The sequence below is a fragment of the Plesiocystis pacifica SIR-1 genome (assembly GCF_000170895.1).
In the GTDB taxonomy this organism is placed as follows: domain Bacteria; phylum Myxococcota_A; class Polyangia; order Nannocystales; family Nannocystaceae; genus Plesiocystis; species Plesiocystis pacifica.
This window is the reverse complement of sequence record NZ_ABCS01000021.1, coordinates 39842-64289: the sequence shown is the minus strand read 5'-3', so window position 1 is coordinate 64289 and position 24448 is coordinate 39842. Positions and strand designations below refer to the sequence as shown.

Genomic DNA, 24448 nt, shown 5'->3' with positions numbered 1-24448 from the left:
AAACTGTCCCATGGCTGCTGCTTTGGGGAGCCCCGACGTGGCGCGGGGGCTGGCCTCTTGGTAGAAAGAGGGGAAGGTGTCTGACCTTCCCCTTTCTTTTTTCGAGCGTCTGCCCAAGACCGATCTGCACGTCCACCTCGACGGCTCCCTGCGCACCGAGACCATCCTCGAGCTCGCCGAGAGCCAGGGCATCGAGCTGCCAGCCACCGACGTGCCTGGGCTGCGCAAGGCCATCCACGCCGGCGAGAACACCGGCAGCCTGGTCAAGTACCTCGAGGCCTTCGCCGTGACCTTGAAGGTCATGCAGACCCGCGAGGCCCTCCAGCGCGTCGCCTACGAGCTCGCCGAGGACGCGGCCGCCGAGGGCGTGCGCTACATGGAGGTCCGCTACGCGCCGCTGCTGCACACCGAGCAGGGCCTGCGCCTGACCGAGGTGGTCGAGACCGTGCTCCGCGGGCTGCACGACGCCGAGACCGACCACGGCATCGAGTCCAAGCTGATCCTGTGCGGCATCCGCAACATCTCGCCGCAGAGCAGCCTGGAGATGGCCGAGCTCGTCGTCGCCTACAAGGGCCGCGGCGTCGTCGGCTTTGACCTGGCGGGGGCCGAGTACGACTACCCGGCCAAGGACCACCACGAGGCCTTCTCGCTGGTCCGGCGCAACAACATCAACGTGACCATCCACGCCGGCGAGGCCTACGGGCCCGCGTCCATCGCCCAGGCCCTGCACGACTGCGGGGCGCACCGCATCGGCCACGGCTGCCGCCTGCGCGAGGACGGCGACCTGCTGCACTACGTCGTCGATCACCGCATCCCGCTCGAGTGCTGCCCCTCGTCCAACGTGCAGACCAACGCCATCGAGGCCCTCGACACCCACCCCATGCGCCTGTACCTGAACCTCGGCGCCCGGGTCACGGTCAACACCGACAACCGGCTGATCACCGACACGACCGTGTCCAAGGAGCTGTGGCTGGCGCACACCCAGGTCGGGCTGACCCTCGGGGACATCAAGCAGTGCATCCTCAACGGGTTCAAGAGCGCCTTCTTGCCCTTCCACGAAAAGCGCAACTACCTGCGGGCGATCAGCGACCAGCTCGAGGCCTTCCACGCCGACGGCAGCATCGACGAGGACGCGCTGCGGACCGCCCGGCAGCAGGCCGCCGAAGCCCGCTGAGCCTCTGCTTTGCCCCCGCAGAGGTCTCGAAACCGGGGACGCTTCGTCGCTCCCCGCTCCTCCGCTGTGTTCGTGGGGCAATGGGCTTCGTGCCTGGGAGAGGGCATCGGGTCGCCCCCGCAAGCGGGGGCGTCGGCTTTGCCCCCGCAGAGGTCTCCGAACCGGGGACGCTTCGTCGCTGACCGCTCCTCCGCTGTGTTCGTGGGGCAATGGGGTTCGTGCCTGGGAGAGGGCATCGGGTCGCCCCCGCAAGCGGGGGCATCGGCTTTGCCCCCGCAGAGGTCTCGAAACCGGGGACGCTTCGTCGCTGCCCGCTCCTCCGCTGTGTTCGTGGGGCAATGGGGTTCGTGCCTTGGAGAGGGCATGGGGTCGCCCCCGCAAGCGGGGGCGTCGACTTTGCCCCCGCAGAGGTCTCCGAACCGGGGACGCTTCGTCGCTGACCGCTCCTCCGCTGTGTTCGTGGGGCAATGGGGTTCGTGCCTGGGAGAGGGCATCGGGTCGCCCCCGCAAGCGGGGGCGTCGGCTTTGCCCCCGCAGAGGTCTCCGAACCGGGGACGCTTCGTCGCTGCCCGCTCCTCCGCTGTGTTCGTGGGGCAATGGGGTTCGTGCCTTGGAGAGGGCATGGGGTCGCCCCCGCAAGCGGGGGCATCGATTCGTTTACAGCCCCTGAGCCCTCCACGCTCGCGCGGCGCGGGTGTCAGCTGCGATCTGCGTTACCGTTGACCCTCGGATGACTGCCGTGCTCGCCCGCCCTCGCCTCGCCTGCCTCGCGCTCGTGCTCGGCGGGCTCGTGGCCTGCGTGGCGGTACCCGCCGCCGAGCCCCTGCAGTTCGCCGTCGACGCGGACGCGTTGCCCGAGGCCCGCGGCCTCGAGCGCGAGCTCGAAGCCAGCGCCGAGGCCCTGCGCCAGGACCCCGAGCTGCACCTGCTGATCATCGGCCACGCCGACGAGGACAACACCGACGAGTACAACCGCGCGCTGTCCCAGCGCCGGGCCGAGCACGTCCGCGAGCGCCTCGCCGCCCGCTTGCCCAGCGAGGCCCGCGAGCGCCTGCACCTCGAGGCCCGGGGCGAGTGGGACGCGAGCGACCGCGCCGAGCCCAGCTCGGACGAGGACGCCAAGGCCCGCAACCGCCGGGTCGAGCTGCGCTTTTTCTACCCGCGCCAGTGCGAGCCCAGCTTCGACGCGGCCTTCCTCGCGTGCGAGTGGGCCCGGCTCCCCGCCCCTGCCGAGCCCGAGCCCCTCGCCGCGCAGCCCGAGCCCGACCCCGACCCCGACATCGAACCCGAGCCCGACCCCCGCCCCGCGCCCGCGCCCCCCCCGAAGTTCCGCGGACCCTTCGTATTCGGCCAGGTCGGCTACGCCATCGGCTCGGCCGAGTTCCTGCGCCAGCAAGTGCGCTACGGCGGCGGCGCGGGCTACATCTGGGGCTTCGGCTCGGACTTTCGCGTGGCCGCGGGGCTGAGCATCGACCACCTCGTCGACCTCGGCTTCGTCTTCCCTCAGCCCGACAGCTGCGCGCCCTTTTGCAGCCGCATCGATCGCAGCCGCGTCCGCGTGGTGCCCGAGCTGCGCCTGGGCGGGGCCCGGGGCAACGTGTGGGGGTGGCTGCGGCTGTCCGCCGGCTTGCTCCTCCAGCACCGCGAGAGCGAGCAGCAGCTCGACGTCGACGCGTTCACTGGCGAGCAGACCATCACCACGCTCAGCCCCGAGACCTGGCAACCGGCCGCCGTGTTTGGCATCGGCCCCGGCGTCGCGGTGGCGCTGACCCAGCACCTGCTGCTGACCTTCGACGCGACCGTGGCCTACTCCGCGGGTCAGGGCAGCTTCGGCGGCACGGGCATCTACGACGCGGGCGTCGGCCTGGGCTGGATGTTCTGATCCCGACCTCGGATCGGAGCCAACCTCCGAACCGGCGATCCGCAGGCGCGAATCACAGCTCGATACGCACGCCGACGCAGCGTCTTCGCGGGCGTGAGTAAGTCGCTTACCCGGCGGCCGCCGCCCCGAGTTCGTGTCATCGTCTCGACGTCCCATGAACGTCTACGCGCGCTTTCCTTTCGCCCTCCCCGTGCTCACCGTCGCCGGTGTCCTGTCCCTCGCGGGCTGCCCTGCGGACGACACGGATGACGAGGCCGGCGACGACGTCGGCGACACCGACTCCGAGGCCCTGACCTGCCCCAACGCGCGGGTCGTCGCGCTCCTCGACGACCCCGCCGACGACTGCGAGATCGACGGGCTGCCGGCCAACTGGACCGCCCTGCGCCTGTTCGAGGAGGGCTCCCCCGGGCTGATGACCATCCCCGGTGACGCCCCCGGTGAGCTCGGCCGCTACTGCAGCTACGCGTTCGACGGCGCGTCCGAGGACGCCGACTACGAGGAGCTGCTCGCGGCCCTCGACGCGTCCGCGAGCGTCACCGAGGACACCGCGGCCATCGACTGCGTCGCGCGCCTGGCCCAGGCCAACACCACCGAGAGCGAGGCGGTCCACCTGGCCCTGCGCGACGCCTTTCGCCTGAACATCGACAGCGTCGGCTCCGACGAGCTCGGCGCGACCCTGGCCGCGATCCAGCCCGTCGACGTCGGCCTCGTCGACACGGTCTCCCACTCCTTCAACGGCAACCCCGCGCTGACCCCCGTGAACTCCCACGGCATCCAGATGGGCGAGCTCATCGAGGGCATCCGCTGCCCCGGCTCGGCGCCCGAGTGCGTGATCACGCCGCTGCAGTTTCACCTCGCCATGACCCGCGAGAGCTGGGACTCGGCGCCCAACTGGGACAACGGCGGGCACTTCGGCAGCCAGGCGGACATCGCCATGGGCATCTACGACGCCCTCGCCAACTGGAAGCGGCGCCAGCAGATGGCCCCCCAGCCGCCGGTGCGCCTGGTCATCAACCTGAGCCTGGGCTGGGAGCCCATCGCCGGCGACGCGGACAGCCTGCTCGCCGACGCGGCCGACTTCGAGCGCGGGCCCTCGCGGGCGGTCTACGACGCCCTGCGCTACGCAGCCTGCGAAGGCGCGCTGGTGTTCGCGGCCGCGGGCAACAACCCCGAGCCCGGCTGCGACGGTCACGAGGGCGTGCTGATCCCCGCGACCTTCCAGGGCGAAGCCGCGCCGACGGCCAGCGAGTGCGCGGCCCTGGGCTTCGAGGCCCCCGACGACCCCGAGCTGCCGATCTTCGCCGACGCCGCCACGCGGCCCCTGGTCTACGCCGTCGGCGGCCTCGACAGCCGCGACGCGCCCCTGCCCAACGCCCGCGCTGACGCCCAGGTCGCGCTCGCGGCCCTCGGCGCCAACTCGGCCTCTGGCAAGGTCCCCGGCGTCACCAGCCTCGCGTTGACCGGGACCTCCGTGTCGACGGCCGTGGCCTCGGGCACCGCCGCATTGGTCTGGTCTTACCGCCCCGAGCTGCGCCCCGACGAGGTCGCCGATCTGATCTACGCGAGCGCCTGGCCCACGGGCGCGAGCGTCGACGCGGTCGGCGTCGACGGCCACGCCGAGGTCCGGCGCATCTGCGTATGCGCGGCGCTGAGCAGCGCGTGCGCGGACCAGGATCCGGCCGAGTGCCCGCAGCTCGACTGCACGGCCGTCGCCCCGGCGGCCGACGCCAACCTCGGGGACTTCTTCGAGGAGTTCGACGCGGTGATCGGCGCGGGCACCTCGGAGTCCTTCACCGAAGGGCTGAGCGCCGAGGGGGATCCGGTGTGCGAGGAGAACGCGAGCGCGAGCCCCTTCCTCGCCTCGCCCCAGCCCGAGCTGCCGATCTGCCCGCACTGCAACATCGACACCGGCCCCGGCACCTCCATGGCCACGCTGCACATGGCCATCGACCCGAGCTACGCCGGCACGATCACCGCCGCGAGCCTGACGAGCTTCGACGAGGTCGGCACGCCCACGACCCATCGCTTTGACGCGACGATCCTCGCTAGCCTCAACGACCTCGCCATCGAGAGCACTCAGGTGCTCGTCGACGCCACCGGTTGGGACTCGGCAGTCCTCGACTTCACCATCGAGGACCTCGCTGGCGCGAGCACCCAGAGCGGACCCGTGACGATCCGCTGACGGGTCTGCAGCTCAACGCCCCTGGGCCGCCTCGCAGTAGGCCCAGGTGGCCTCGGCCTCGGCCGCGTTCTCGCCGAGCTCGCGCATGCGCCAGTCCACGGACAGACAGCTCGTGGTCGCGGCGTGGAGGGCCTCGAGCAACTCGGGCGGTTCGAAGCTCAGGCGCTCCAGATCCCACACGCGCGCCGTACCGTCCAGAGCGCCCGATACGGCCCAACGCCCCTCAGCCGTGACCGCCACCTCGAGCACCGCTCCGCCGTGGCCGTCGAGAACGATCACGGCAGGCTCCTCGCCGGGCTCTCCGAGCAGCCACAGACGCACCTGGGCGTCGTCGCCGTGGCTGAGGAGCCGTTGCTCATCGACGAACACGACGCCCAGCACCGACCCTTCATGGCCGCGCAGCAGGTGCAGGAGTTCGCCCGTCCGCGTCGACCACACCCGCGCGTCGTGGTCCGCCGAGGCCGTCGCCAGCCGGGCGCCCGAAGGATCGAAGGCGAGCGCGGTCAGGCCCTGGGAGTGCCCCTCGAGGATCACGCTGGCGCCGGCCTTGTCGAGGGACCAGAGCCTGGCCTCGCGATCGTCCGAGGCCGTCGCCAACCTTCGACGGTCCGGGCTGAGGGCGAGGGCGCGGACCGCCGCTCGATGGCCTTCAAAGACCTGCGCCTGCGCCCCCGTGCGCGCCTCCCATGCGCGCACGCTGTTGTCGCTGCCCGCCGTGTAGACGCGCTGGGCCCCGAACGCCACCTGCTCCACCCGGCCCTCGTGACCTTCGAGGACCACGCTTGGCGTCACGGACTCGCCGGAGTCCAGCGCCCAAATCCGCCCCGAGCCGTCGCCCGAGACCGTCGCCAGGCGCGACCCGTCGGGGCTGAAGGCGAGGTCCCAGACCGCTCGACGGTGCCGTCCGATGACCACGCCTTCGTCCTCGCCGGGGGTCCACGCGCGCACCTGCCCGGAGCGATCGCCCATCGCTACCCGTCGCCCGTCGGGGCTGAACGCCGCCACGTTCAAGGCCTCTCCCCCCGCGCTGCTCCCGAGCGCCGCTCCGCTCCCCGCGTCCCACAGCCGGACCCGGCCGTCGCGCGCGGCGGTCAACACCCGCGGCGAAGCGAGGGCTTCCCCCTCGGCCGCGACGGCCTGCACCGGCGCGCCGGTGCCCGACAGCTCGCGCGACAGGGGCTCGCGCGCCAAGTCCCACACGCGCACGTCCGTGTCCCACGAGCCCGTCGCCAGCCAGCGCCCCGAGGCGTCGAGGCTCGCGGTCACGATGCCCTCGCGGTGCCCCCGGAGCACCCGCGCGCTCCCGCCTTCGTCGAGGGTCTGGACCTTCGCCACCCCGTCGAAGCCCGCCGAGACCACCGTGCGCCCGTCGACGCCGAGGCCCAGGCTCCACACGCCCTGCGCGTGACCCTCGAGGCTCACGGAGGAGACCGCCCCCGTCGCCAGATCCAGGCGCCCGCCGAGCAGCTGACCCGAGGCGTCCGCGCCCGCGAAGCTGGTCCCGCGCACGGCCATCGCCGAGATCGGCTGCGACAGCGCGGCGCTCCAGCGCGGCGCGCTCGCGTCCTCGGCCCCCGGACGCACCGACCACAGCCGCAAGGAGCGATCGTCGGCCCCCGTCAGCGCCCAGTCCCCGTCGAGGAAGCGGGCGTGGAAGACCTCGTCCTCGTGGCCGTCGAGGCGGGCAATCAGGGCGTGGTTGTCGACCTCCCACAGCCACGCGGCCGCGCCCGAGGCGACGAGCATCCGCCCGGCCCCGTCGAAGTCGATGGCCCGCGGGCTCTCGTTTTGGTGGTCGAACACCTCGGCGCCAGGCTCCAGCCCCGTCGCCGTGTCGAACAAGCGCAGCGCTCCACGGCGACGACCCACGGCGAGGGTCCGGCCCGACGCGTCGAAGCCCAGGGCCGTGGCGACCATGGCGTCCTCGGACACCAGGCGCGCCTCCCCGTCCTCGACCGCGACCAACCACACGCTGCCGTCGGAGTAGGCCACGGCCAGGCTGCGCCCGTCGGGGCTCCGCGCCAGGGCGACCCCGCCGGCCCCCTCGGTCGGCGGCGCCCGCAGCAGCTCCCCCGCGCCCCGAGCCCAGTCCCAGGCCCGCAGCTCGCCGTCTTTGGCCAGGGAGTAGAGGCCCTGGCCCTGGCCCGCGAACACCAGACCGAGCACCGGAGCGGCGTGCCCCTGGAGCCGCGCGTGGCTCATCGACAGGCCCAAGGTCGCGTTCGCGGCCGACAGCCACGCGCTCGAGCTGCGCCCGCGCGCCCCGACCTCGCGCAGCAACACGGCCGCCATCGCCGGGTCCCGCGGCGTCGCGGCCTTGGCGGTCGGCTCGGCCCCGTAGCGCTGATGCACGCTCATCTTGGTCGCGTCGCGGGCCCGCTCGGCGTCGTCGTTGGCCTGTCGCAGGCTGCGCTCGCGCTCGAGGGCGAGCAGCTCCCCCGTCAGCTCGTTCCAGTAGCGCTGCTCGGCGTTGGTCCGCAGCTGCCGCGCCCCCCACACGCTCCCGCCCGCGAGCGTCCCGGCGATCGCCACGGCCGCGGCTCCGCGCTGCAGCCAGCGACGCCGGCGGACCCGAGGATCGTCGGCGAGCGCCTCGAGCAGGGCGTGCATGTCGGGCCAGCGCGCCTCGGGCTCCTTGGCCATGCCGCGCACCAGCACGGCCTCGAGCCACTCCGGCACGAGCGCGGGGCCCTCGCGGCGCGGTCGCTTGGGCGGGTCGCAGGCGATGGCCCGGGCGAGCTTGAACACGTTGGTCCCCGAGAAGGGTCGGCTCCCGTACAGGCCCTCCCACAGCGCCACGCAGAAGCTGAACTGATCGCTGCGCGCGTCGCCGGTGCGCCCGGCGAACTGCTCGGGCGACATGTAGGCCGGCGAGCCCAAGAGCGCGCCGTCGCGGGTCAGCGTGGCCTCGAGCACCGAGGGCCGGAGGAAGTGCTCGAGCTCCGGCGCCTGGGCGAGGCCCTTGACCGCGAGCTCGCTGGTCTGCGTGGCGTCGAGGGAGGCCGACAGGCTCGCCTGCGTGCCCGCGTAGCCTTCGCTCTCTTCGCCCGATCTTGAAGCTGACCCCGAGTCAGGCCCCGACCCGCTGCCGAGCTCCTCCAGGGCCTCGATCCGCTGCGATCGGCTCACCGGCGTCAGCCCGGACTCCTCCCCGCGCAGCCGCGCGTGGGCCAGGCCAAAGTCGGCCACCCGCACCCGCCCGTCCTCGCCCACGAGCACGTTGTCGGGCTTGAAGTCGCGGTGGACCAGGCCCGCGTCGTGGGCCGCGGCCAGGCCCTCGCCCGCGGCCGAGAACAGCGCGAGGGTCTCCGCGATGCCGCGGTCCGCCGCCCGCTGCCAGCGACGCAGGTCCGAGCCCTGGACGTACTCCATGACCACGTAGAGCTCCTCCCCCTGACGTCCGACCTCGTAGACCGTGACGACGTTGGGATGGGAGAGCTGCGCCATGGCCTGGGCCTCGCGCTGGAGCCGACGACCCGCGCGCTGGTTGGCCTTGCGATCGTGGAGCAGCTTGATCGCCACCCGACGATCGAGCTCGGCGTCGTAGGCCAAAAAGACCTTGCCCATCGCCCCCGCCCCGAGCTCGCGGATGATCAGGTAGCGATCGATGCGGCGCGGCGATCCTTCGGGTGCGGCTTCGTCGCGTTCGAAAGCGGCCCCAGGCGCGAGGTCGCCCGGCAGGGTGTCGACCCCGGGCTCCGTCGCCGCGCCGGCTTCGACGGCCCTGGCCTCGCCGGCAGCGATCGACGACCCCTCCAGGGTCGGCACCGCCCACTCGTCGACGCCCTCGCTCACGCGCAGAGCCTACCCCTGGATCTCTCGCATCCCGAGCTGCGACCCGAGGAGACAGGTCTCACCTCGCCCCCCGCCGAGAGGCCGCCCCGCGGCCCTCCCCGCGCTGTCCCAGACCCCCGAAGTCCGCTCCGTGGCCTCGCCTGGGCCTTCAGACCCCCACCCGCGGCCTCGCTCGCATGTCCCGCCCCCCCTCTGGTCAGGGGACCGATTCTTGGGGTACGCTGCGCGCCGAGCCATGTTCGAATTTCCCATCGCAGAGCTCATCACTCCCGAGGAACAGGTCGCCGTCGCCCGCTGCGTGGCAGTGATGGCCGCCAAAGACGACGACGTCGCCGACAGCGAGCGCCACTTCGTCGAGGAGCTCATGGGCCAGATGATGCTCCTCCCCGAGGAGCGCGACCGCGTCCGCCGCGAGTTCGACTCGCCCAGCGACATCGTCGACGTCGCGCGCGACGTCAAGCACCGCGAGGCCCGGGTCTTCTTGTTCTACCAGGCCATCTGCGCCGCCATGGCCGACAACGTCCTCGTCGACGACGAGCGGACCGCGCTCATCGCCCTCGCCGAGGCCTTCGAGTTCGATGCGGAGATCGCCGCGTTGTTCATCAAGTGGGTCCAGGACAGCCTCGAGCTCCGCGAGCGCGGGCAGCAGCTGCTCATGGAGCTCTGAGCTCCCAGCCTCCACCCCACACGAGCCGAGACCCTCGCCCTCCACACGGAGGCGAGGGTCTCTCGCGTTCAACGGCATTCAACGAGGCCCGTGCATCGAGCGCAGCCGCCTGGCGTTCTTCTCGTCCTCGGACAGGCCGAAGTCGTGGCCGTAGGTCACCGAGTCCCACCCGCCGTAGAGCGGGTTGGGGAGCACGAACCACTGGCTCCCCCAGCGCTGCGCGTGGGCGTCGACGACCGCGTCGCGCTCACTGGGATTCGTCGTCGCTTCGTCCTCGCCGGTGAAGTCCCCGAGCTGGTCCCCGAACAGCATGACGATCCGGTAGTCCTCGGCCACGAAGGCGCGGCGCGTCGTCTTGTCTCCGGTCCACTCGGGGCGCTCGTTCTTGGTCAGGACCACGTCGACGCCCTCGGCCATGGGGAAGCCCGCGGCCACCAAGTTGGCGTGGGTGCAGGACTCGAGCGAGCTGTCGCGGTTCGTGACGTAAAAGACCGTCACCCCCTGGCTCGCCGCGAAGCGCGTGAACTCGACGGCGCCCGCGACGGGCTCGGCCGACTCCATCTTGCACCACGCGTCCCAGCCATCGGGGTACTCGGGACCGCCCTGGACCCCCTGAACCTGGTAGGGCGAGTTGTCCAGCACGGTCTCGTCGACGTCGAGGATGATGGCCGCGGGCTTGTCCCCGGCGCCCTCGCCCTGCTCGAGCGCCGCCGTCCAGGTGGTGTCCGCGAGCGCCGCCGGCAGCTGCGCCTTGGCGGCCATGTAGATCGCCCGGGTCGACGCGTGGTGCTCCGCCGCGGTGTTGCCGTAGAGCGTCGCGGTGAGCTTGGGATGGGCGTGGGTGCAGGCCGGGAGCCACGCCAGAGCCACCAGGGTGAAGGAGACACGTCGAGAGCGAACCATCCGCGGACTGTGCGTACATTCATGGCCGTGAATCCGCAAGCGGGCGCCGCGAAGGTCACGCTCCGTCCACGAAATAGTTGACCATTTGTTCGAGCGAGTTCCGGTTGGTCTATTGACGCCCCTCCCCCTGGACGCGCCATGCAACTGACCACGCCCCCCGAACGCCTCCCCGTCACCGTGCTGTCCGGATTCCTCGGCGCCGGCAAGACCACCCTCCTCAACCAGGTGCTCAACAACCGCGAGGGCCGACGCGTCGCCGTGATCGTCAACGACATGAGCGAGGTCAACATCGACGCCGCCCTGGTCGAGCGCGGCGGGGCCGAGCTCTCGCGGACCGAGGAGCGCCTGGTCGAGATGTCCAACGGCTGCATCTGCTGCACCCTGCGCGACGACCTGCTCGCCGAGGTCTCGCGCCTGGCCCAGGAGGGGCGCTTCGACTACCTGCTGATCGAGTCGACCGGCATCTCCGAGCCCATCCCCGTCGCCCAGACCTTCACCTTCGAGGACGAGGAGGGGGTCAGCCTCGCTCAGGTCGCGCGCCTCGACACCATGGTCACGGTCGTCGACGCGGCCAACTTCCTGCGCGACTACGCCACCGCCGACGGCCTCCAAGAGCGCGGCGAGTCCCTCGGCGAGGACGACCACCGCACGGTCACCGACCTGCTCATCGAGCAGATCGAGTTCGCCAACGTCATCGTGCTCAACAAGCTCGACCTGGTCACCGAGGACCAGGCCCGCGAGGTCGCGAGCATCCTCCGGGCCCTCAACCCGGGCGCGAAGATCACCGCGACCAGCTTCGGCCACGTGCCCCTCGAGGCCGTGCTCGACACCGGCAGCTTCGACTACGACGAGGCCGCCGCCTCGGCCGGGTGGATCCGCGAGCTCCAGGGCGAGCACACCCCCGAGACCGAGGAGTACGGGATCTCGAGCTTCACCTACCGCACCGCTCGGCCCTTCGACGCCGAGAAGCTGTGGGCTTACCTGCACGACGACGACAGCTGGCGCGGCGTGCTGCGCTCGAAGGGCTTCTTTTGGGTCGCGGCGGACCACCGGGTCGCCTACGAGTGGGGCCAGGCCGGCGGCGTCAGCAACGTGCGCCCCATGGGGATGTGGTGGGCCGCCGTCCCCCGCGATCGCTGGCAGCACCCCGAGGGTCACCGCCCCGATCAGCAAGACGACTGGCACCCCCGCTACGGCGACCGCTCCCAGCAGCTGGTGTTCATCGGCCAGGACCTCGACGAGCCGACGATGCGGGCTCGGCTCGACGCCTGCCTGCTCGACGAGGCCCTCGCCGCCGCCGACAGCAAGACCTGGGCGGGGATGGCCAACCCCTTCCCCGAGCTCGAGATGGGCTAGGGCAGCTCATCGACGACCGTGACGCAGCGAGAGTCTTCGCCCATCCAGGCGTCGGCGCTCGCCGTCACGAGCAGGCAGACCTCGGCGCCCACGACCTCCTCGGGGCCCGCGATGTCGAACACCACGCGGCCGCCGGGGCGCAGCCAGTCGCCCTCGACCCACAGCACGTTGTCCTCGTTGAGCAGCGCCTCGGTCACGAAGCTCATCGAGGCCTCGGACCCCGGCGCGCGGGCCTCGTAGCGGAGCGCCACGCCGCTCGGCTCGAGGCCTCGCCCGCGCACGGCCACGTCGACGTGCCACCCGCCCTGCAGGCCCGCCACGAGCTCGACGGGGTCGCCCTCGGCCAGCGGCCGCCACTCGACGCCCGCGGCCCCGAGCTCGACCCGCGCGTCCTCGCTCACGACGCTCGGCGGCTCGGGGTCGCAGCCGGCGAACAAAACCACGAGGGCGAGCACGCTGAGCCCACGCGTGAACGGTGCGATTGACACCCGCGAGACTCTAATGCAAGTCACTTGCATGACAAAAGCCCCCGCGCTCCTCGCCCTCACCCTGGTCAGCAGCGCCCTCGCGTGCAGCCCAGATCCGGCAGATCCGGCAGATCCGGCAGATCCGGCGGGGGACGGCGAGGCCGGCACCGGCACCGACACCAACGAAGCGGGCGCCGAGCCGCAGCCGCCGAGCGGGCGCCTCGTCGTCGACGAGGTCTACTTCACGGGCAGCCCGCCCCTGGGCGGCACGGACCACTACTTCTCCGACCAGTTCATCGCCGTGCGCAACATCAGCGACGAGCCCGTCGCCGCGGGCGGCCTGCTGCTCGGCGACGTGTTCGGCCTCGCCGGCGTGATCAACCCGGGCGACGAGCCCAACGCCCTCGCCGAGGACGGCGAGCACGTCTACATGCACAACTTGTGGTTGATCCCCGGCGAGCCGGAGGAGGTCGTGATCGAGCCGGGCGAGCGCCTGGTGATCGCCCAGGACGGGACCAACCACAGCCCCTTGTCGACCGTCGACCTCAGCGCGGCCGACTTCGAGACCTTCGTCGCCGAGAGCGGCCAGGACGAGGACTACCCGACCGTCGCCAACCTCGAGTCGCTGCACTACAACGCCGGCTTCGACTGGCTGATCACCGTGTTCGGGCCCAGCGTCGCCATCCTCTCCCTCGACGCGCTCGGCGAGGGCGAGGCGCTGGCCTACGTCGACCACCAGGGCTGGACCCTCGTCCAGGTCCCCGTGGCCGCGGTGGTCGACGCCGTCGACATCGTCAAGGACGGCGAGAGCGGGGCCTTCAAGCGGCTGCCCGCGACCGTCGACCAGGGCTTCACCTTCGCCTCGGGGACCTACACCGGCGAGGCCGTGGTCCGCCGCCGGGAAGACGGGCATTCTGTCGACACGAACGACTCGAGCGCCGACTTCGAGCTCACCGGCGCGCCCAATCCCTGGCGCTAAACCGCAGCCCGGCGCTCGCACCGACGCCCGCGCCGGACCGTCGCCACCGGCACCGAGGGGGCGAGGCGTGCCCTCGCTCAAAGCTCCCGAAGCGCCGGGAAGAGCACCTCGAGCAGGGTCTGCGCCCGGACCTGGGCCTCCAGCGTGCCCTGCATGCCGTCGTAGACCCGGTACTCCGTCCCCTCCGCCCGGAAGGTGTCGCTCGCCATCAGGGTCTCGACGACCACCACCGGCCCGCTCAGCTCGAGGGTCCCCTGGTGATCGCGGCCGAGGTAGCGCATGGCCTCCTGGGGACCGACGACCTCGTCGGCGATGGAGCGCACGAACACGGCGTGGCGGCTGTCGGGGAAGCCCTCGAGCTCGAGGAAGAGCACGTCGCCCCGGCGCTCGACGTCCTCGAGCAGCGGCCGGTAGTGCCCAGGGAACAGGCCCATGACCACGGTGCTCGGGCTGTCGCGCTCGATCGAACACACCGAGTCGCCGGGGCTCAGCAGCTGGCCCGGGCGCACGCGCACGTCGGACACCAGGCCGTCCTCCGGCGCGAGCACGGCCCGGGCCTCGAGCTCCGCGCGGGCGCGCTGCAGCTCGCTGTCGAGGGCCGCGAGGCGATCGCGGCGCGCCGAGTCCCCGGGCTCGCGCAGGAGCTCGAGCAGGCGCTGCTCGTAGTTGTTCTGGACCCGCTGGAGCTCGGCCCGCTGCGCCGCGTCGTCGAGGTGAGCGAGGACCTGGCCGGCGCGGACCCGCTGCCCGGGGCTCACGGACATCGCCTGGATGGTCCCGGACACCGGCGTGGTCACGACGATGCGACCCTCGTGGCGGACCACGGCGATGCCCGTGGCGTACTCGCCGACGCGGGCCGTGCCCGCGAACACCACCGCGAAGACCAGCACGATCACCGACACGCGCACGGCCCAGCGGGTCCAGGTGTCGACGATGTGGAGGGGCCGGCCCTCCCGACCGCCGCGCACGTGGGCCTCGATGGCCGCGCGCCGGAACACGAGGGACTGCGACGCCCGCGGCTCGGCCTGCTCGCTCCCCTCGTTCACTCGTCGGACCTCTCAGCGCTTGGTCTGCGCGATCAGAGCGTCACACAGCGGGCCGCAGATGTCGACGTTGGCCCGCCCCTCGAAGCCGCGGAACATCGCCGAGGCGTTGAGCTCGAGGACCCGGTAGTTGCCGTCGGCCCCAGCCTTGATGTCCATGCCGGTGTAGCGCAGCCCGACCAGCTTGGCCGCCCGCACGCACTGGTCCTTGACCTCGTCGCTGATCTCGATGGCCTCGATGCGCTCCTCGGCCTGCCGAAAGTCGATCTCGTCGGTCACGATGCGCAGGGCGCAGATGACCTGATCGTCGATGACGTAGACGCGGACGTCGTCGCCGGTGAGCAGCTCCTGGAAGCACACCGGCGCGGCCGAGAGCCGCTCGATGCGATCGGCCTCGAGGTCCTTGGCCTCGAGCTTGCGGGTCCGCGCCCCGCCGGCCACGGGCTTGTAGATGCAGTCGCCGACCTCGGCGTGGAAGCGGCGCACGGCCTCGGGGTCGTTGGTCCACAAGCTGCGCGGGACGGGCAGCCCGGCGTCGCGCAGCAGCGCGAGCTGGAAGGGCTTGGTGATGTTCGCGCTCGCCCGCGGCGAGTTGTAGACGGCCGTCCCGGCCTCTTCCCAGCGCAGCAAGACCGCGCTCATCAGGGTCGAGCGCTCGCGGAAGGCGAGCAGGGTCCGGCGCCAGTTGTCCTGCATGGCCTTGTCCGCGTCGACCCCGTAGGCCCCGGGGCTCTGGTAGAGGCTGCGCAGGTAGACCGCCGCGGGCCGGGCGATCTGCTGGCCATCGACGAAGATCGACGCGCCCTGCTCTCCGAGGCTCACGGTCATCTCCTCGGGGAAGCGCTGGGTATCGAAGACGTAGGGCTCGTGGCCGCGTGCGCGCAGCCCCTCGGTCACGGATTGCACGTGAAGGTCGTCCGGGCTGCCGACGACGACGATCGAAGTGTCGAGATTGGTCATGGGTGGCTCAAGCTAACAGGGCGAGCGTTTTGTCCTGCAGACGCAAAAAGGGAGCTCGCGCGCGCGAACTCCCTCTTTGGTTGGTTTGAGCTGGGCGGGAACGCCCGAGCGGATCTCAGTCCTCGGCGCTGAGGCTGAGGGTCGTGGGCTCCTCGGCCTGCAGGGACAGGGTCGTGGGCTCCTCGGCCTGAAGCGAAAGGGTCGTGGGCTCCTCTTCGCCGAGGGCGAGGGTGGTCGCGGGTCCCTCGCCGACGGGCGTGGGGTGCGGGCGACGGCAGCCGCCGGTGACCTGGCCAAGATCCTCGATGAAGAGCTCCTTCAACTCGTTGTTCTTCTTGTCGTTGCTCATCGCGCTTTTCTCTCTGAAAAATCTGTCGTCCAAAAGACGTTTGAATCGTGAACTGTTGACCCCGTGACTGCAACCCCAGAGAACAAAAAAACGCGCCAATCGTTGGTCTGGGCGCTCGGAATGCAAAATCGCGCGATCACACGATGACTTTTGTTCCTTTGGACATGATCGCAACGCAATGGGTCAGCGCGAAAACACCCAGCTTTGCGCCAAAGCGCTCGATTTGACCTGACCCTTGGTCCCAATCACGCGTGTTTCCAGGGCTGCAGGATCCGCCGCTCCCTGTCCTTGGGCCGGTGCGCATCACACGCAGGCTCGATTTCTCGCATCGAAGTCACACCTCGCCCGGCCGATCGCCTCCCTCGAGTCGGGGTCGCCCTCGGCCGCTGGGCGGGCCACCATCGCCCCGTGCCCGAGCCGCGCATCGTCCTGCACCAATGGCTGATCTCCCCCTTCTGCGCCAAGGTCCGCCTGGCGCTCGCGGTCAAGGGGCTGGCCTACGAGACCCAGGAGTACAACGGGCTGCTGGCCGCCAAGGCCAAGCGCCTGACCCCGGCGGGCAAGCTCCCGGTCCTCGACTACACCGACGCCAGCGGCGAGCGCACCCGGGTCCAGGACTCGTCGGCGATCATCGCGGCCCTCGAGCGCCTGCACCCCGAGCCCTCGCTCTACCCCGAGGGCCCGCGCGAGCGCGGCCTCGCCCACGTCATCGAGGACTGGGCCGACGAGTCGCTGTTTTGGTTCGAGGCCTACTTTCGCCTCCTCGACCCCGTGGCCAGCCGCAAGGCCGCGGCCTACCTCGGCGCCGGGCGACCGGGCTGGGAGGGGACGATCCTCCGGCGCGCGGGCGAGCTGACCTACAAGCGCCGGCTCGCCGTCCTCGGCCTCGGCAGCCGCTCGGAGCGAGAGCTCGTCGAGGGCGCGCGCGAGCACTTCGAGGCCATCGCGGGCATGCTGGCCGGGCGCGAGTGGCTCGTGGGCGATCGCCTGTCCATCGCCGACATCGCCGTCGCGGCCCAGGTCGGCGAGTTCGTCCGGACCAGCCGCTTCGCCGACGAGCTCGAGGGCCACGCCGACATCGGCCCGTGGCTGACCCGCGTCGGCGTCGAGCTCAGCTAGTCTTCGACTCGACCAGCGCGGTCACGGCCTTGGCGTCCGCGAACAAGTAGGGACACAGGCGCAGCCGCTCGTCGCCCGCGACGAGCTCGAGCACGCCGTGGCGCGGCGTCTCGACGGCCTCGACCGCGGACCACTCGAGGCGGGTCCGCCCCCGCGTCACCCCGCGCGCGTCAAAGCGAACACCCAAGGCGCCGCTCAGCTCCCGCGTCGTCGTGCGCAGCGCGATGACGCCGACCCACAGCGAGAGCGCGGCGACGACCAGGTAGACCGCCGCCTGAAGATCGAACGCGAAGGGCGACCAGCTCACGCCGCGGGCGAGCCAGTAGACCGTCAAAAAGATGCAGCCCGGCGTGAGCACCACGCCCGCGCCGACGATCATCGCCACGGCGACCCGATCCACCGGGAAGCGCTCTGCCTCGGGCGCGCCGTCCGACATGGCGAGAGGCTACCCGCTCCGGGCGCGGAGGCCGAACATGGGGCAACGCACACGTTTTCTCGACACAAAGCGCCGAACTCCGCCGGGTCCTGGGTGTTTCTGCGAATTGGCCCCCCGAGCTGGGCAGTCGTTCGCGCCGCTCAGCGCGGCGCCCTGGTGTCAGCTCTGGACGAGCCCCCCCGCGCGAGTAGGATGCCGCCCATGTCGAAGACTCGCCTGCTTCCCCTCGCCACTCTACTGGTCTGCGGCTTCAGCCTGACGGCCTGCGACAAGGACAAAGAGGCCACCGTGTCGGCCGACGCCGCGACCCCCGAGGGCGACGCGAGCACCGACGCGGCCGAGACCGCCGAGCGGCCCGAGTTCCCCGACCTCGCCAGCGCCATCGCGGGCGCCCACCGCAGCGACGACAACAAGGCCCGCGACGCCTTCCGTCACCCCGCCGAGACCCTCGCCTTCTTCGGCGTCGAGCGGAACATGACCGTGGCCGAGCTGTGGCCCGGCGGCGGCTGGTACACCGAGATCCTCGGGCCCTACCTGCGCGACGAGGGCAGCTACATCGTGACCAACTGGCCCGCCGAGCACGAGCGCTACGGCAAGTACGCGGCCAAGTTCACCGACAAGCTCGGGGCCAACCCCGAGGTCTACGGCACGCCCACCGTCGTGACCGCGCCCATCGACGCCAACGAGAGCTTCGAGCTCGCCCCCGAGGGCAGCGTCGACGTGGTGGTGACCTTCCGCAACAGCCACGGCTGGTACAACGGCGGCCAGACCCAGCAAATCTACGGCGCGGCCTTCCGCGCCCTCAAGCCCGGCGGCATCTTCGGCGTCGTCCAGCACCGCGCCGCCGAGGGGGCCAACCCCGAGGAGACCTCCGAGAAGGGCTACCTCCCCGAGGCCCAGGTCATCGAGGCCGCGCAGCAGGCCGGCTTCGAGCTCGTCGAGAAGTCCGAGATCAACGCCAACCCCAAGGACACCAAGGACTACGAGGGCGGCGTCTGGACCCTCCCGCCCAGCCTCGGCGGCGAGCAGTCCGACGAGGACAAGGCCAAGCACGCCGAGATCGGCGAGAGCGACCGCATGACGCTCAAGTTCAAGAAGCCCAGCTGAGCCCGGCCAAGCTGCCACGCTCGAGAGCGCCTCCACTCGGGGGCGCTCTTTGTTTTGCCCGCGCGCCCAGAGCCCTGCGCCTTTCGGGTGCCGCTACACTCCCGGTCATGGACGCGCGCGCGATCTTGATCATGGGCAACTCCGGCTCCGGCAAGAGCACCCTCGCGCGCGCCCTCGCCGAGCGCCGCGGCCTCGCGCACCTCGACCTCGACACCATCGCCTACGCCGAGCCCGCCGTCCGCGACACCCTCGACGCCAGCCTCGCCAAGCTCCGCGCCTTCGCCAGCGAGCACGCGTCCTCGGGCTGGGTGGCCGAGGGCTGCTACGGCGACCTGGTCGAGGCCGCCCTGGCGCGCTGCGACCTCCTGGTGTTCCTCGACCCGGGGGTCGAGCGCTGCCTCGCCCACAACCAGGCGCGGCCCTGGGAGCCCCACAAGTACGGCTCGAAGGCGGACCAGGACGCCAACCTGGCCATGCTGCAGAGCTGGGTGCGCAGCTACTACGAGCGCAGCGACGCGTGCTCCCTCGCCGTTCACCGCCGGGTCTTCGGGGCCTTCGACGGGCCCAAGCAGCGCGTCGTCGACGGGGCCGCGTGGCTCCGCGAGCAGGCGCCGTCCGATACGGCCTGAGCCCCGCGCCTGGGCTCGCGCTCGCGTTGAAACGGGACGCCTGCTATCGGGCTGGCCAGGTCCAGCGCGGCGTGGTCAGCAGGGTCTGCCCGAGCAGTACCGTCTCGCCCATGTCCTTGTCGAGGACGTGCTGCTCGATGTCCGCGTCAGCGCCCAGCGCCGCCACCAGGGCCCGCGAGTGCGTCACCACCCAGACCTGGCTGCGCGTCGCGGCCTCGAGGATCAGCCGACCCAGGGCCGGGATCAGGTCGGCGTGCAGGCTCGTCTCCGGCTCGTTGAGCACGAGCAGCTCCGGCGGCGCGACGCTCTGCAAGGCCGCGACCAGCATCAGGTAGCGCAGCGTCCCGTCCGACAGCTCCGCGGCCGCCAGCGGGCGCAGCATCCCGGGCTGCTCGACCACGACCTCCATCGCCGTCTCCCCGCGCACGCGCACCTTGGCCCCCGGAAACGCGTCGGCCACCGCCCGGTCGAACACGGCCTCGCGCCCCTCCATGGCGAAGAGCGTGGCCACGGCCGCGGCCAGGTCGCTGCCGTCGTGGGCCATGGTCGGGGTCCAGGTGCCGATCTGAGGTCGGCGCGCGGGCGCGTCTCGATCGCTGCGCAGGTGATCGTAAAAGCGCCAGCCCCGAAGGCGCTCGCGCAGCACCATGAGCTCCGGGGCCCGGCGCGGATCGGCGACGTGGGTCAGCACGCTCTCGTGCAGCGGCACCGCGCTCGCGCCCTCGCTCAGCCCGGCCTCGCCCGCGAACTGCACGATGTTGCGCCGGCGGTCGACCAGGGTCGTGCGCCGGTTGAGCTCGGGCCCGACCCACACGACCTCCCGCTTGATCTCCGGGTCCAGGGCGAAGGCGTTCGCGCTCGGAGACGGCAGGCCCAGCTCGATGGCGAAGCCGAAGTCGTCGGACTGAAAGCCCAGGCGCAGGCGCACCGGATGCTTGCGCACGGTCCCCTGGACCTGCCCGCGCTGGCGCATGCCCTTGCTGATCACCTCCGGGCCCGCCCACAGCGTCGAGCGCAGGCCGCCCTCCCGGGCGAGGCCGCCGACGAGCTGACCCCGGGCCGTGTCCGCGAGCAGTCGCAGGCAGCGGTACAAGCTCGACTTGCCGACCCCGTTGGCTCCGGACACCACCGTGAGCGCGCCGAAGGGCAGCGCGAGCTCGCGGATCGACCGGTAGTTGGAGATCGCCAGGGTGTGGAGCACCCTGGGTCTACCCGACGGGCCCGAGGAAGGCGCCCGCGTCCTCGATGCCGATGCGGAGGATCGAGCGCAGCTTCACGATGAAGGCCTGCTCGGACTCCACCACCTCGTCGTCGCAGGCGACCATCTCGGCCGCGGCCTGAAACACGCGCAGGCGCACGGGGTAGGGCCACTCGCCGATGGGGCTGCCGTCGAGCTCGACGCGGGTCTCGATCCAGCCCATGGCCGTCGCGCGCTCGTCGTCCTCGAGGGGGAAGCCCTGGATGATCCGCTTCATGGCCTCGGCCTCTTGGGGCACGATGACGCCGTCGGCCCAGGCCGCCGAGGCCCACACCCGGATCGCGTCCATGTAAGAGACGTCCGGGACCTCCTCCTCGGCCTCGTCGACCTCGGGATCATCCTCGACGATCTCGTAGCCAGACTCGAGGGGGTCTTCGTCGTGCTCGCCGGGACCGGTCACGCGCGAGAGCATCCCCCGGGACGGTGGGCCAAGGCAAGCTGGGGCCGAGCCCTCCCCCCGAACCGACCCTTCGGCCGGGGCGACGGGGGCCGACCCGTGAGCGCTCTTCCTCAGGCGGCGCCGAGGTCCGCGAGCACGGACTCGATGCACGCCACGGCGTCATCGTTTCCGCACCGCAGCCGCGACGCGTCGCGCACGGCGTAGCGATCCAGACGACTCAAGAACCCGCCGACGTCCTCGGCCGTCGGCCGCCCGTTCATCACCGCCTCGCCCAGGCCGTCCCGGACCAGGTAGATGGCGTTGAGGGTCTGCTCGAAGATGCCGCCGTTGGGCAGCACGAGCATGGGCTTGCCGAGGAACAGGGCCTCGGAGGTCAGCGTGAAGCCGGCGCTGCAGATCACCGCCTTGGCGCTGGCGAGGTGGGCGAGGAAGCCCTCGACGTTGGGCTCCTCGAGCTGCACGTTGGCCGGCGCCGTGAACCCGGGGCGCTCGGCTAGGCGGCCGAGGTTGTAGGCGATGAAGCGCTGCTCGGGGTTGCCCGCCAGCGCCGCGATCAGCCCGTCCATGCCCGTGGGGTCGTTGTGATAGACCAGCACGTGCTCGCCGAGGGTGGGCTCGACGTCTTGGACCGCGCGGCGGAGGATCGGCGCGACCAGGGTCGCCCCGCCCCGCCGATCGGCCCGCTCGGGGTGGCGCAGCGGCGGGTAGAAGAAGGAGCTGATCAGCACGCGCTCGGCGTTGTTGGGCGAGACGTTGTTGATGACCAGGCGCGCGACCCAGGCGTCCCAGGCGTAGCGCCCGGGCACCTCGAAGCGGGTGTGGGTCAGGACCTGCTGGTGGTTGAAGGTCATCAGCGGCAAGCCCATGCGCTGGGCCGCCTGGATCGAGTAGCTCTCGAAGTCGGTGATCAGCAGGTCGGGCTCGAAGGCCCGAAAGCGCTCGATGACCTCGTCGACGACCCCGCGCGTGGACCACTGCTTGCTCAGGATCATGAACAGGCTCTTCCACAGGCGGATGCGGTTGTCGTGCATCTCGTGGCGGAGCACCGGGACGTCGATGACCTCGCGGCCGGTGCTGGCGAGGAGCTTGCCCGCCCCCCCGCCGGCGCAAAACAACAGGGTGTGCCCGCGCGCCTCGAGGGCCTCGGCCATGGCGGTGACCCGCGAGCTGTGCCCGCGACCTTGGGAGGTCAGTGCGTAGACGATGCGCGCCATCGGTTGGAGTCGGTACGGAGCCAGAGCCGGGCCTGGAGGGCGCGGACCATAGCACGCAGGTCCGCGCCGTCAGCCCCTCTCGGGCCGCCCTCGCCGGCATCGGCTATGCTTGCGGCCGTGACCTCGCGGGCCATCGTCCTCGCTCCCCTGTCGACTGTGCTCGGCCTCACTCGTGGGCGCGCGCGCCCCGTAACGGTGGCTGTCGCGGCCTCGCTGCTCGCGGGCGTCGCGTGCACGAGCATCGCGGGCACCGAGGATCCCGAGAGCCTCGGCTACGGCTCGGCGCGCACGATCTCGACGCGCTACGACCCCGCGCCGATGCTGCCCCGCAAGGCGCCCCAGCCCTGGACGCCCCCGCGCCCCGGCGCCTCGATGTTCGCAGGCAACGACGCCCCCTTCAGCCCCGAGGTCATCCGCCTGTGCCAGCACATCGGGGCCGTCCAGGAGGCGAGCGCAGCGACGGTCGACGGCGACGCGGAGGGTGCAGCCGACGCCAAGCCCGAGCCCGACGCCAAGGCCGACGACGCGCTGGCACAGGACCGGCTCGAGACCGTCAGCCCGCACCGCTGCCGCGCGCGTTTGCGCGGCGCCCGGGTGTTCCGCAGCGTCCCGGCCTGGCGCGAGCTCGCCACCTGCCTCGAGGCCACCGACACGCCCGAGGCGATCGCCGCGTGCGAGGCCCAAAACCCCCCGCCCTTCGCCGTCGACGCCGAGCACCCCCTCGAGGCCGAGACCTGCCTCCACGTCCTGTCGATGACCACCGTCGAGGAGCTCGGGGCCAACCCGGAGCTGCGCGCCGAGGACATCGCCGACTTCAGCGAGCTGTTCGCCGAGTGCGTCGACACGCTGGTGCAGAACGCCGAGGAGGATCCCGACGCTTCGAGCGCGCGGCTGCGCTGCATCCTCGAGGCGACGAACTCCGACGCCGCCGGGGCTTGCTAACGCGCACCGCCAACGACGCCGCGCGCAAAGCCGCGCGCGTCCAGAGCAAAGCCGTAAAGGCTCCGCAAAGCCCCCAGGTTGCCGGCAAGGAATAGCGAATCGTCTACGTCTGTCGGGTGAACCCCGAGCCGTCTTGGCTCGACTCTTCCCCGAACAGAAAGGCCTCGCCATGACCCGCCGAAGCAGCCGATGCAGCCCCCGTCGACTCCTCGACTCGATGACCCGCCCACTCGCGGAGCTTCGGCGCCAGTACCTCGACACCCCCGACGCCCTCGCCCACCTTCGGGCCCAGGCCTGGGCGTCCTCCCCCACCCCGGCGGCTCGCCCGCTGATCCGCCCCGAGTTCTGGCTCGACTGAGCGTCTCCAGCAGCTGCAGGATTTACCGGCGCCCTCGCACCCGCGAGGGTGTTTTTTTGTTGCACAGACGCACCGTTCGGAACATACCGAACGATAGGAACGAGCCCTGAAAGCCATGCCGAGCGACGAAAGCAGCCGACAACGCCTCGAGCGCGAAGTGGGCGCGGTGTTCACCCGGCTCTGCCAGCTCTACGGCATCCCGGCCAACCTCGGCCGCCTCTACTCCACCCTCTACATGAGCCCGGAGCCCCTGAGCCTCGCCGAGCTGGCCGCGGCCGCCGGCCTGGCCAAGAGCTCGACCTCCGTGGCCATGCGCCGCCTCGAGCAGTACCGCTTCGTGCGTCGACGTCCGCGGGGCAACGACCGCAAGGACTACTACGAGGCCGTCACCGATCCCCTGGCGATGATCCAGGACTGGATCCGCCACTTCATCCGCCCCGAGCTCGAGCTCAGCGAAGAGCTGCTGCGGACCCTCGACGAGGGCCTGTTCGCGGCCGAGCGCGCCGAGGAGTACAGCGCCGACGAGGCGGCCGAACTGCGCCTGCGCGTGGAACAGATGCGCCGCGCGATCCATGGCAGCCGCGCGTTCATCGAGATGCTGAGCGCCCCCGATTTCAACCTGGCCGCGGCGATGTCGGAGCGCGCGTCAGCGGACCCCGAGTGAGTCGACACCCCCCACACACGAGAGGAGCGCCGCCATGAACCCCGCGCAGAGCGACTACCAACGCCAAGACTCGACCCTGACCCTCCGCGAGGGCCTAAAGGCCTACTTCGCCGAGAACCCCCAGCTCCTCGACCCCGACACCATCGAGGGCAAGGCCGCCGAGCTGTTTCGCTGCCACGACGCCGTGCACGTCGTGTTCGGGACCAACACCGAGATTCGCCAGGAGGCGATGACCGACACGTGGAGCATGTTCGGCACGGACATCCCGTGGCGTGAATTCATCGCCTACCTCAACGAGCCCGCGGCCATCGGCGTGGTCAACGACATCGGCTGGGGCACCGCGCTGTGGGAGTCGGTCAAGGCCGTGCCGGCGGTCATCGAGGTCGTCCGCCGCGGTCGCCGGATGACCAAGAAGTGGCCCTGGTATGGCCACGAGGCCTACCTCGACGTGCCCCTGGCGAGCATCCGCGAAGAGTTCGGCATCGAGGTGTTCCAGCCGCGCCCCGCCTCCGAGGCGGCCCCGGCCATGCCCTGAGCCGCGCCCCTCTCGAAGGCCTCGGACTC

General features: G+C 71.4%; 23 protein-coding genes. 13 read left to right on the top strand and 10 right to left on the bottom strand.

The window, feature by feature from the left end; translation table 11 throughout:
* Positions 1-76 precede the first annotated feature (76 nt).
* The 3 genes from add to PPSIR1_RS13305 all read left to right on the top strand — a co-directional run bounded on the left by add (position 77) and on the right by PPSIR1_RS13305 (position 5238).
* The gene (add, locus tag PPSIR1_RS13315; RefSeq protein WP_006971596.1) at positions 77-1174 is read left to right on the top strand and encodes an adenosine deaminase; all 1098 of its coding nucleotides are present in this window, start codon (positions 77-79) and stop codon (positions 1172-1174) included.
* Between the two features lie 730 nt (positions 1175-1904).
* Entirely contained in the window at positions 1905-3056 is a 1152-nt protein-coding gene (locus PPSIR1_RS42610; RefSeq protein WP_006971595.1) for an OmpA family protein, read from the top strand.
* Between the two features lie 154 nt (positions 3057-3210).
* Complete coding sequence (locus PPSIR1_RS13305) at positions 3211-5238, top strand: S8/S53 family peptidase (protein ID WP_006971594.1); 2028 nt, start codon at positions 3211-3213, stop codon at positions 5236-5238.
* Positions 5239-5250: 12 nt separating this feature from the next.
* Here PPSIR1_RS13305 and PPSIR1_RS50140 read toward each other — a convergent pair whose 3' ends face one another.
* Entirely contained in the window at positions 5251-9033 is a 3783-nt protein-coding gene (locus tag PPSIR1_RS50140) for a WD40 repeat domain-containing serine/threonine protein kinase (protein WP_006971593.1), read from the bottom strand.
* A 235-nt stretch (positions 9034-9268) separates the two neighbouring features.
* Here PPSIR1_RS50140 and PPSIR1_RS13295 point away from each other — a divergent pair, with 235 nt between their 5' ends.
* Positions 9269-9700 carry a tellurite resistance TerB family protein gene (locus tag PPSIR1_RS13295; RefSeq protein ID WP_006971592.1) on the top strand — a complete coding sequence of 144 codons (432 nt, stop codon included), beginning with the start codon at positions 9269-9271 and terminating at the stop codon, positions 9698-9700.
* A gap of 78 nt (positions 9701-9778) precedes the next feature.
* Here PPSIR1_RS13295 and PPSIR1_RS13290 read toward each other — a convergent pair whose 3' ends face one another.
* Positions 9779-10603, bottom strand: a complete 825-nt coding sequence (locus PPSIR1_RS13290; protein ID WP_086001292.1) for a 5'-nucleotidase, lipoprotein e(P4) family — start codon at positions 10601-10603, stop codon at positions 9779-9781.
* Positions 10604-10741: 138 nt separating this feature from the next.
* Here PPSIR1_RS13290 and zigA point away from each other — a divergent pair, with 138 nt between their 5' ends.
* The gene (gene zigA / locus PPSIR1_RS13285; RefSeq protein ID WP_006971590.1) at positions 10742-11959 is read left to right on the top strand and encodes a zinc metallochaperone GTPase ZigA; all 1218 of its coding nucleotides are present in this window, start codon (positions 10742-10744) and stop codon (positions 11957-11959) included.
* Here the strand turns inward: zigA and PPSIR1_RS13280 are convergent.
* Complete coding sequence (locus PPSIR1_RS13280) at positions 11956-12447, bottom strand: hypothetical protein (RefSeq protein WP_157595505.1); 492 nt, start codon at positions 12445-12447, stop codon at positions 11956-11958. The two genes, zigA and PPSIR1_RS13280, sit on opposite strands and share 4 nt — an antisense overlap.
* 28 nt (positions 12448-12475) lie before the next feature.
* On the opposite strand from PPSIR1_RS13280, the gene PPSIR1_RS13275 reads away from it, so the two are divergent.
* Positions 12476-13405 (top strand): DUF4876 domain-containing protein, encoded by a 930-nt coding sequence (locus PPSIR1_RS13275; protein WP_006971588.1) that lies wholly within the window; start codon positions 12476-12478, stop codon positions 13403-13405.
* Between the two features lie 77 nt (positions 13406-13482).
* Here PPSIR1_RS13275 and PPSIR1_RS13270 read toward each other — a convergent pair whose 3' ends face one another.
* The 3 genes from PPSIR1_RS13270 to PPSIR1_RS42605 all read right to left on the bottom strand — a co-directional run bounded on the left by PPSIR1_RS13270 (position 13483) and on the right by PPSIR1_RS42605 (position 15757).
* Positions 13483-14451 carry an efflux RND transporter periplasmic adaptor subunit gene (locus PPSIR1_RS13270; RefSeq protein WP_006971587.1) on the bottom strand — a complete coding sequence of 323 codons (969 nt, stop codon included), beginning with the start codon at positions 14449-14451 and terminating at the stop codon, positions 13483-13485.
* 12 nt (positions 14452-14463) lie between these two features.
* Positions 14464-15408 carry an ATP-grasp domain-containing protein gene (locus PPSIR1_RS13265; RefSeq protein ID WP_006971586.1) on the bottom strand — a complete coding sequence of 315 codons (945 nt, stop codon included), beginning with the start codon at positions 15406-15408 and terminating at the stop codon, positions 14464-14466.
* 115 nt (positions 15409-15523) lie between these two features.
* Positions 15524-15757, bottom strand: a complete 234-nt coding sequence (locus PPSIR1_RS42605) for a hypothetical protein (protein WP_006971585.1) — start codon at positions 15755-15757, stop codon at positions 15524-15526.
* 408 nt (positions 15758-16165) lie between these two features.
* Between PPSIR1_RS42605 and PPSIR1_RS13255 the strand changes: the two genes are divergently transcribed.
* The gene (locus PPSIR1_RS13255; RefSeq protein ID WP_006971584.1) at positions 16166-16876 is read left to right on the top strand and encodes a glutathione S-transferase family protein; all 711 of its coding nucleotides are present in this window, start codon (positions 16166-16168) and stop codon (positions 16874-16876) included.
* Here the strand turns inward: PPSIR1_RS13255 and PPSIR1_RS13250 are convergent.
* Positions 16869-17312, bottom strand: a complete 444-nt coding sequence (locus PPSIR1_RS13250) for a hypothetical protein (RefSeq protein WP_006971583.1) — start codon at positions 17310-17312, stop codon at positions 16869-16871. The genes PPSIR1_RS13255 and PPSIR1_RS13250 overlap by 8 nt on opposite strands.
* A gap of 201 nt (positions 17313-17513) precedes the next feature.
* Here PPSIR1_RS13250 and PPSIR1_RS13245 point away from each other — a divergent pair, with 201 nt between their 5' ends.
* Both PPSIR1_RS13245 and PPSIR1_RS13240 read left to right on the top strand, forming a co-directional pair.
* On the top strand, positions 17514-18419 hold the full coding sequence (locus tag PPSIR1_RS13245) for a class I SAM-dependent methyltransferase (protein ID WP_232296474.1): 906 nt from the start codon (positions 17514-17516) through the stop codon (positions 18417-18419).
* 107 nt (positions 18420-18526) lie between these two features.
* Positions 18527-19048, top strand: coding sequence for a P-loop NTPase family protein (locus PPSIR1_RS13240; RefSeq protein ID WP_006971581.1), 522 nt, complete (start codon positions 18527-18529; stop codon positions 19046-19048).
* A gap of 43 nt (positions 19049-19091) precedes the next feature.
* On the opposite strand, the gene PPSIR1_RS13235 is transcribed toward PPSIR1_RS13240, so the two are convergent.
* From PPSIR1_RS13235 to PPSIR1_RS13225, 3 genes are all read right to left on the bottom strand, one after another.
* On the bottom strand, positions 19092-20249 hold the full coding sequence (locus PPSIR1_RS13235; protein ID WP_006971580.1) for an AAA family ATPase: 1158 nt from the start codon (positions 20247-20249) through the stop codon (positions 19092-19094).
* A gap of 7 nt (positions 20250-20256) precedes the next feature.
* Complete coding sequence (locus PPSIR1_RS13230) at positions 20257-20706, bottom strand: tellurite resistance TerB family protein (RefSeq protein ID WP_157595504.1); 450 nt, start codon at positions 20704-20706, stop codon at positions 20257-20259.
* A gap of 110 nt (positions 20707-20816) precedes the next feature.
* Positions 20817-21920 carry a glycosyltransferase family protein gene (locus tag PPSIR1_RS13225; RefSeq protein WP_006971578.1) on the bottom strand — a complete coding sequence of 368 codons (1104 nt, stop codon included), beginning with the start codon at positions 21918-21920 and terminating at the stop codon, positions 20817-20819.
* A 195-nt stretch (positions 21921-22115) separates the two neighbouring features.
* On the opposite strand from PPSIR1_RS13225, the gene PPSIR1_RS13220 reads away from it, so the two are divergent.
* From PPSIR1_RS13220 to PPSIR1_RS13210, 4 genes are all read left to right on the top strand, one after another.
* Positions 22116-22862, top strand: a complete 747-nt coding sequence (locus tag PPSIR1_RS13220) for a hypothetical protein (protein ID WP_006971577.1) — start codon at positions 22116-22118, stop codon at positions 22860-22862.
* 217 nt (positions 22863-23079) lie between these two features.
* Positions 23080-23220: a hypothetical protein gene (locus PPSIR1_RS47775; protein ID WP_006971576.1), complete on the top strand. Its 141-nt coding sequence runs from the start codon at positions 23080-23082 to the stop codon at positions 23218-23220.
* 115 nt (positions 23221-23335) lie between these two features.
* On the top strand, positions 23336-23884 hold the full coding sequence (locus PPSIR1_RS42600; RefSeq protein WP_006971575.1) for a helix-turn-helix domain-containing protein: 549 nt from the start codon (positions 23336-23338) through the stop codon (positions 23882-23884).
* A 34-nt stretch (positions 23885-23918) separates the two neighbouring features.
* Entirely contained in the window at positions 23919-24419 is a 501-nt protein-coding gene (locus tag PPSIR1_RS13210; RefSeq protein WP_006971574.1) for a hypothetical protein, read from the top strand.
* The last annotated feature ends 29 nt before the right edge of the window (positions 24420-24448 follow it).

Excerpts from the sequence above, each read along its gene's own strand:
- PPSIR1_RS13265 (WP_006971586.1), bottom strand. The coding sequence starts at position 15,408 with ATGACCAATCTCGACACTTCGATCGTCGTCGTCGGCAGCCCGGACGAC.
- PPSIR1_RS13295 (WP_006971592.1), top strand. The coding sequence starts at position 9,269 with ATGTTCGAATTTCCCATCGCAGAGCTCATCACTCCCGAGGAACAGGTC.
- PPSIR1_RS13240 (WP_006971581.1), top strand. The coding sequence starts at position 18,527 with ATGGACGCGCGCGCGATCTTGATCATGGGCAACTCCGGCTCCGGCAAG.
- PPSIR1_RS42605 (WP_006971585.1), bottom strand. The coding sequence starts at position 15,757 with ATGAGCAACGACAAGAAGAACAACGAGTTGAAGGAGCTCTTCATCGAG.
- PPSIR1_RS42610 (WP_006971595.1), top strand. The coding sequence starts at position 1,905 with ATGACTGCCGTGCTCGCCCGCCCTCGCCTCGCCTGCCTCGCGCTCGTG.
- PPSIR1_RS42600 (WP_006971575.1), top strand. The coding sequence starts at position 23,336 with ATGCCGAGCGACGAAAGCAGCCGACAACGCCTCGAGCGCGAAGTGGGC.
- PPSIR1_RS13290 (WP_086001292.1), bottom strand. The coding sequence starts at position 10,603 with ATGGTTCGCTCTCGACGTGTCTCCTTCACCCTGGTGGCTCTGGCGTGG.
- PPSIR1_RS13225 (WP_006971578.1), bottom strand. The coding sequence starts at position 21,920 with ATGGCGCGCATCGTCTACGCACTGACCTCCCAAGGTCGCGGGCACAGC.
- PPSIR1_RS47775 (WP_006971576.1), top strand. The coding sequence starts at position 23,080 with ATGACCCGCCCACTCGCGGAGCTTCGGCGCCAGTACCTCGACACCCCC.
- PPSIR1_RS13305 (WP_006971594.1), top strand. The coding sequence starts at position 3,211 with ATGAACGTCTACGCGCGCTTTCCTTTCGCCCTCCCCGTGCTCACCGTC.
- PPSIR1_RS13245 (WP_232296474.1), top strand. The coding sequence starts at position 17,514 with ATGTCGAAGACTCGCCTGCTTCCCCTCGCCACTCTACTGGTCTGCGGC.
- PPSIR1_RS13275 (WP_006971588.1), top strand. The coding sequence starts at position 12,476 with ATGACAAAAGCCCCCGCGCTCCTCGCCCTCACCCTGGTCAGCAGCGCC.
- PPSIR1_RS13250 (WP_006971583.1), bottom strand. The coding sequence starts at position 17,312 with ATGTCGGACGGCGCGCCCGAGGCAGAGCGCTTCCCGGTGGATCGGGTC.
- PPSIR1_RS13210 (WP_006971574.1), top strand. The coding sequence starts at position 23,919 with ATGAACCCCGCGCAGAGCGACTACCAACGCCAAGACTCGACCCTGACC.
- zigA (WP_006971590.1), top strand. The coding sequence starts at position 10,742 with ATGCAACTGACCACGCCCCCCGAACGCCTCCCCGTCACCGTGCTGTCC.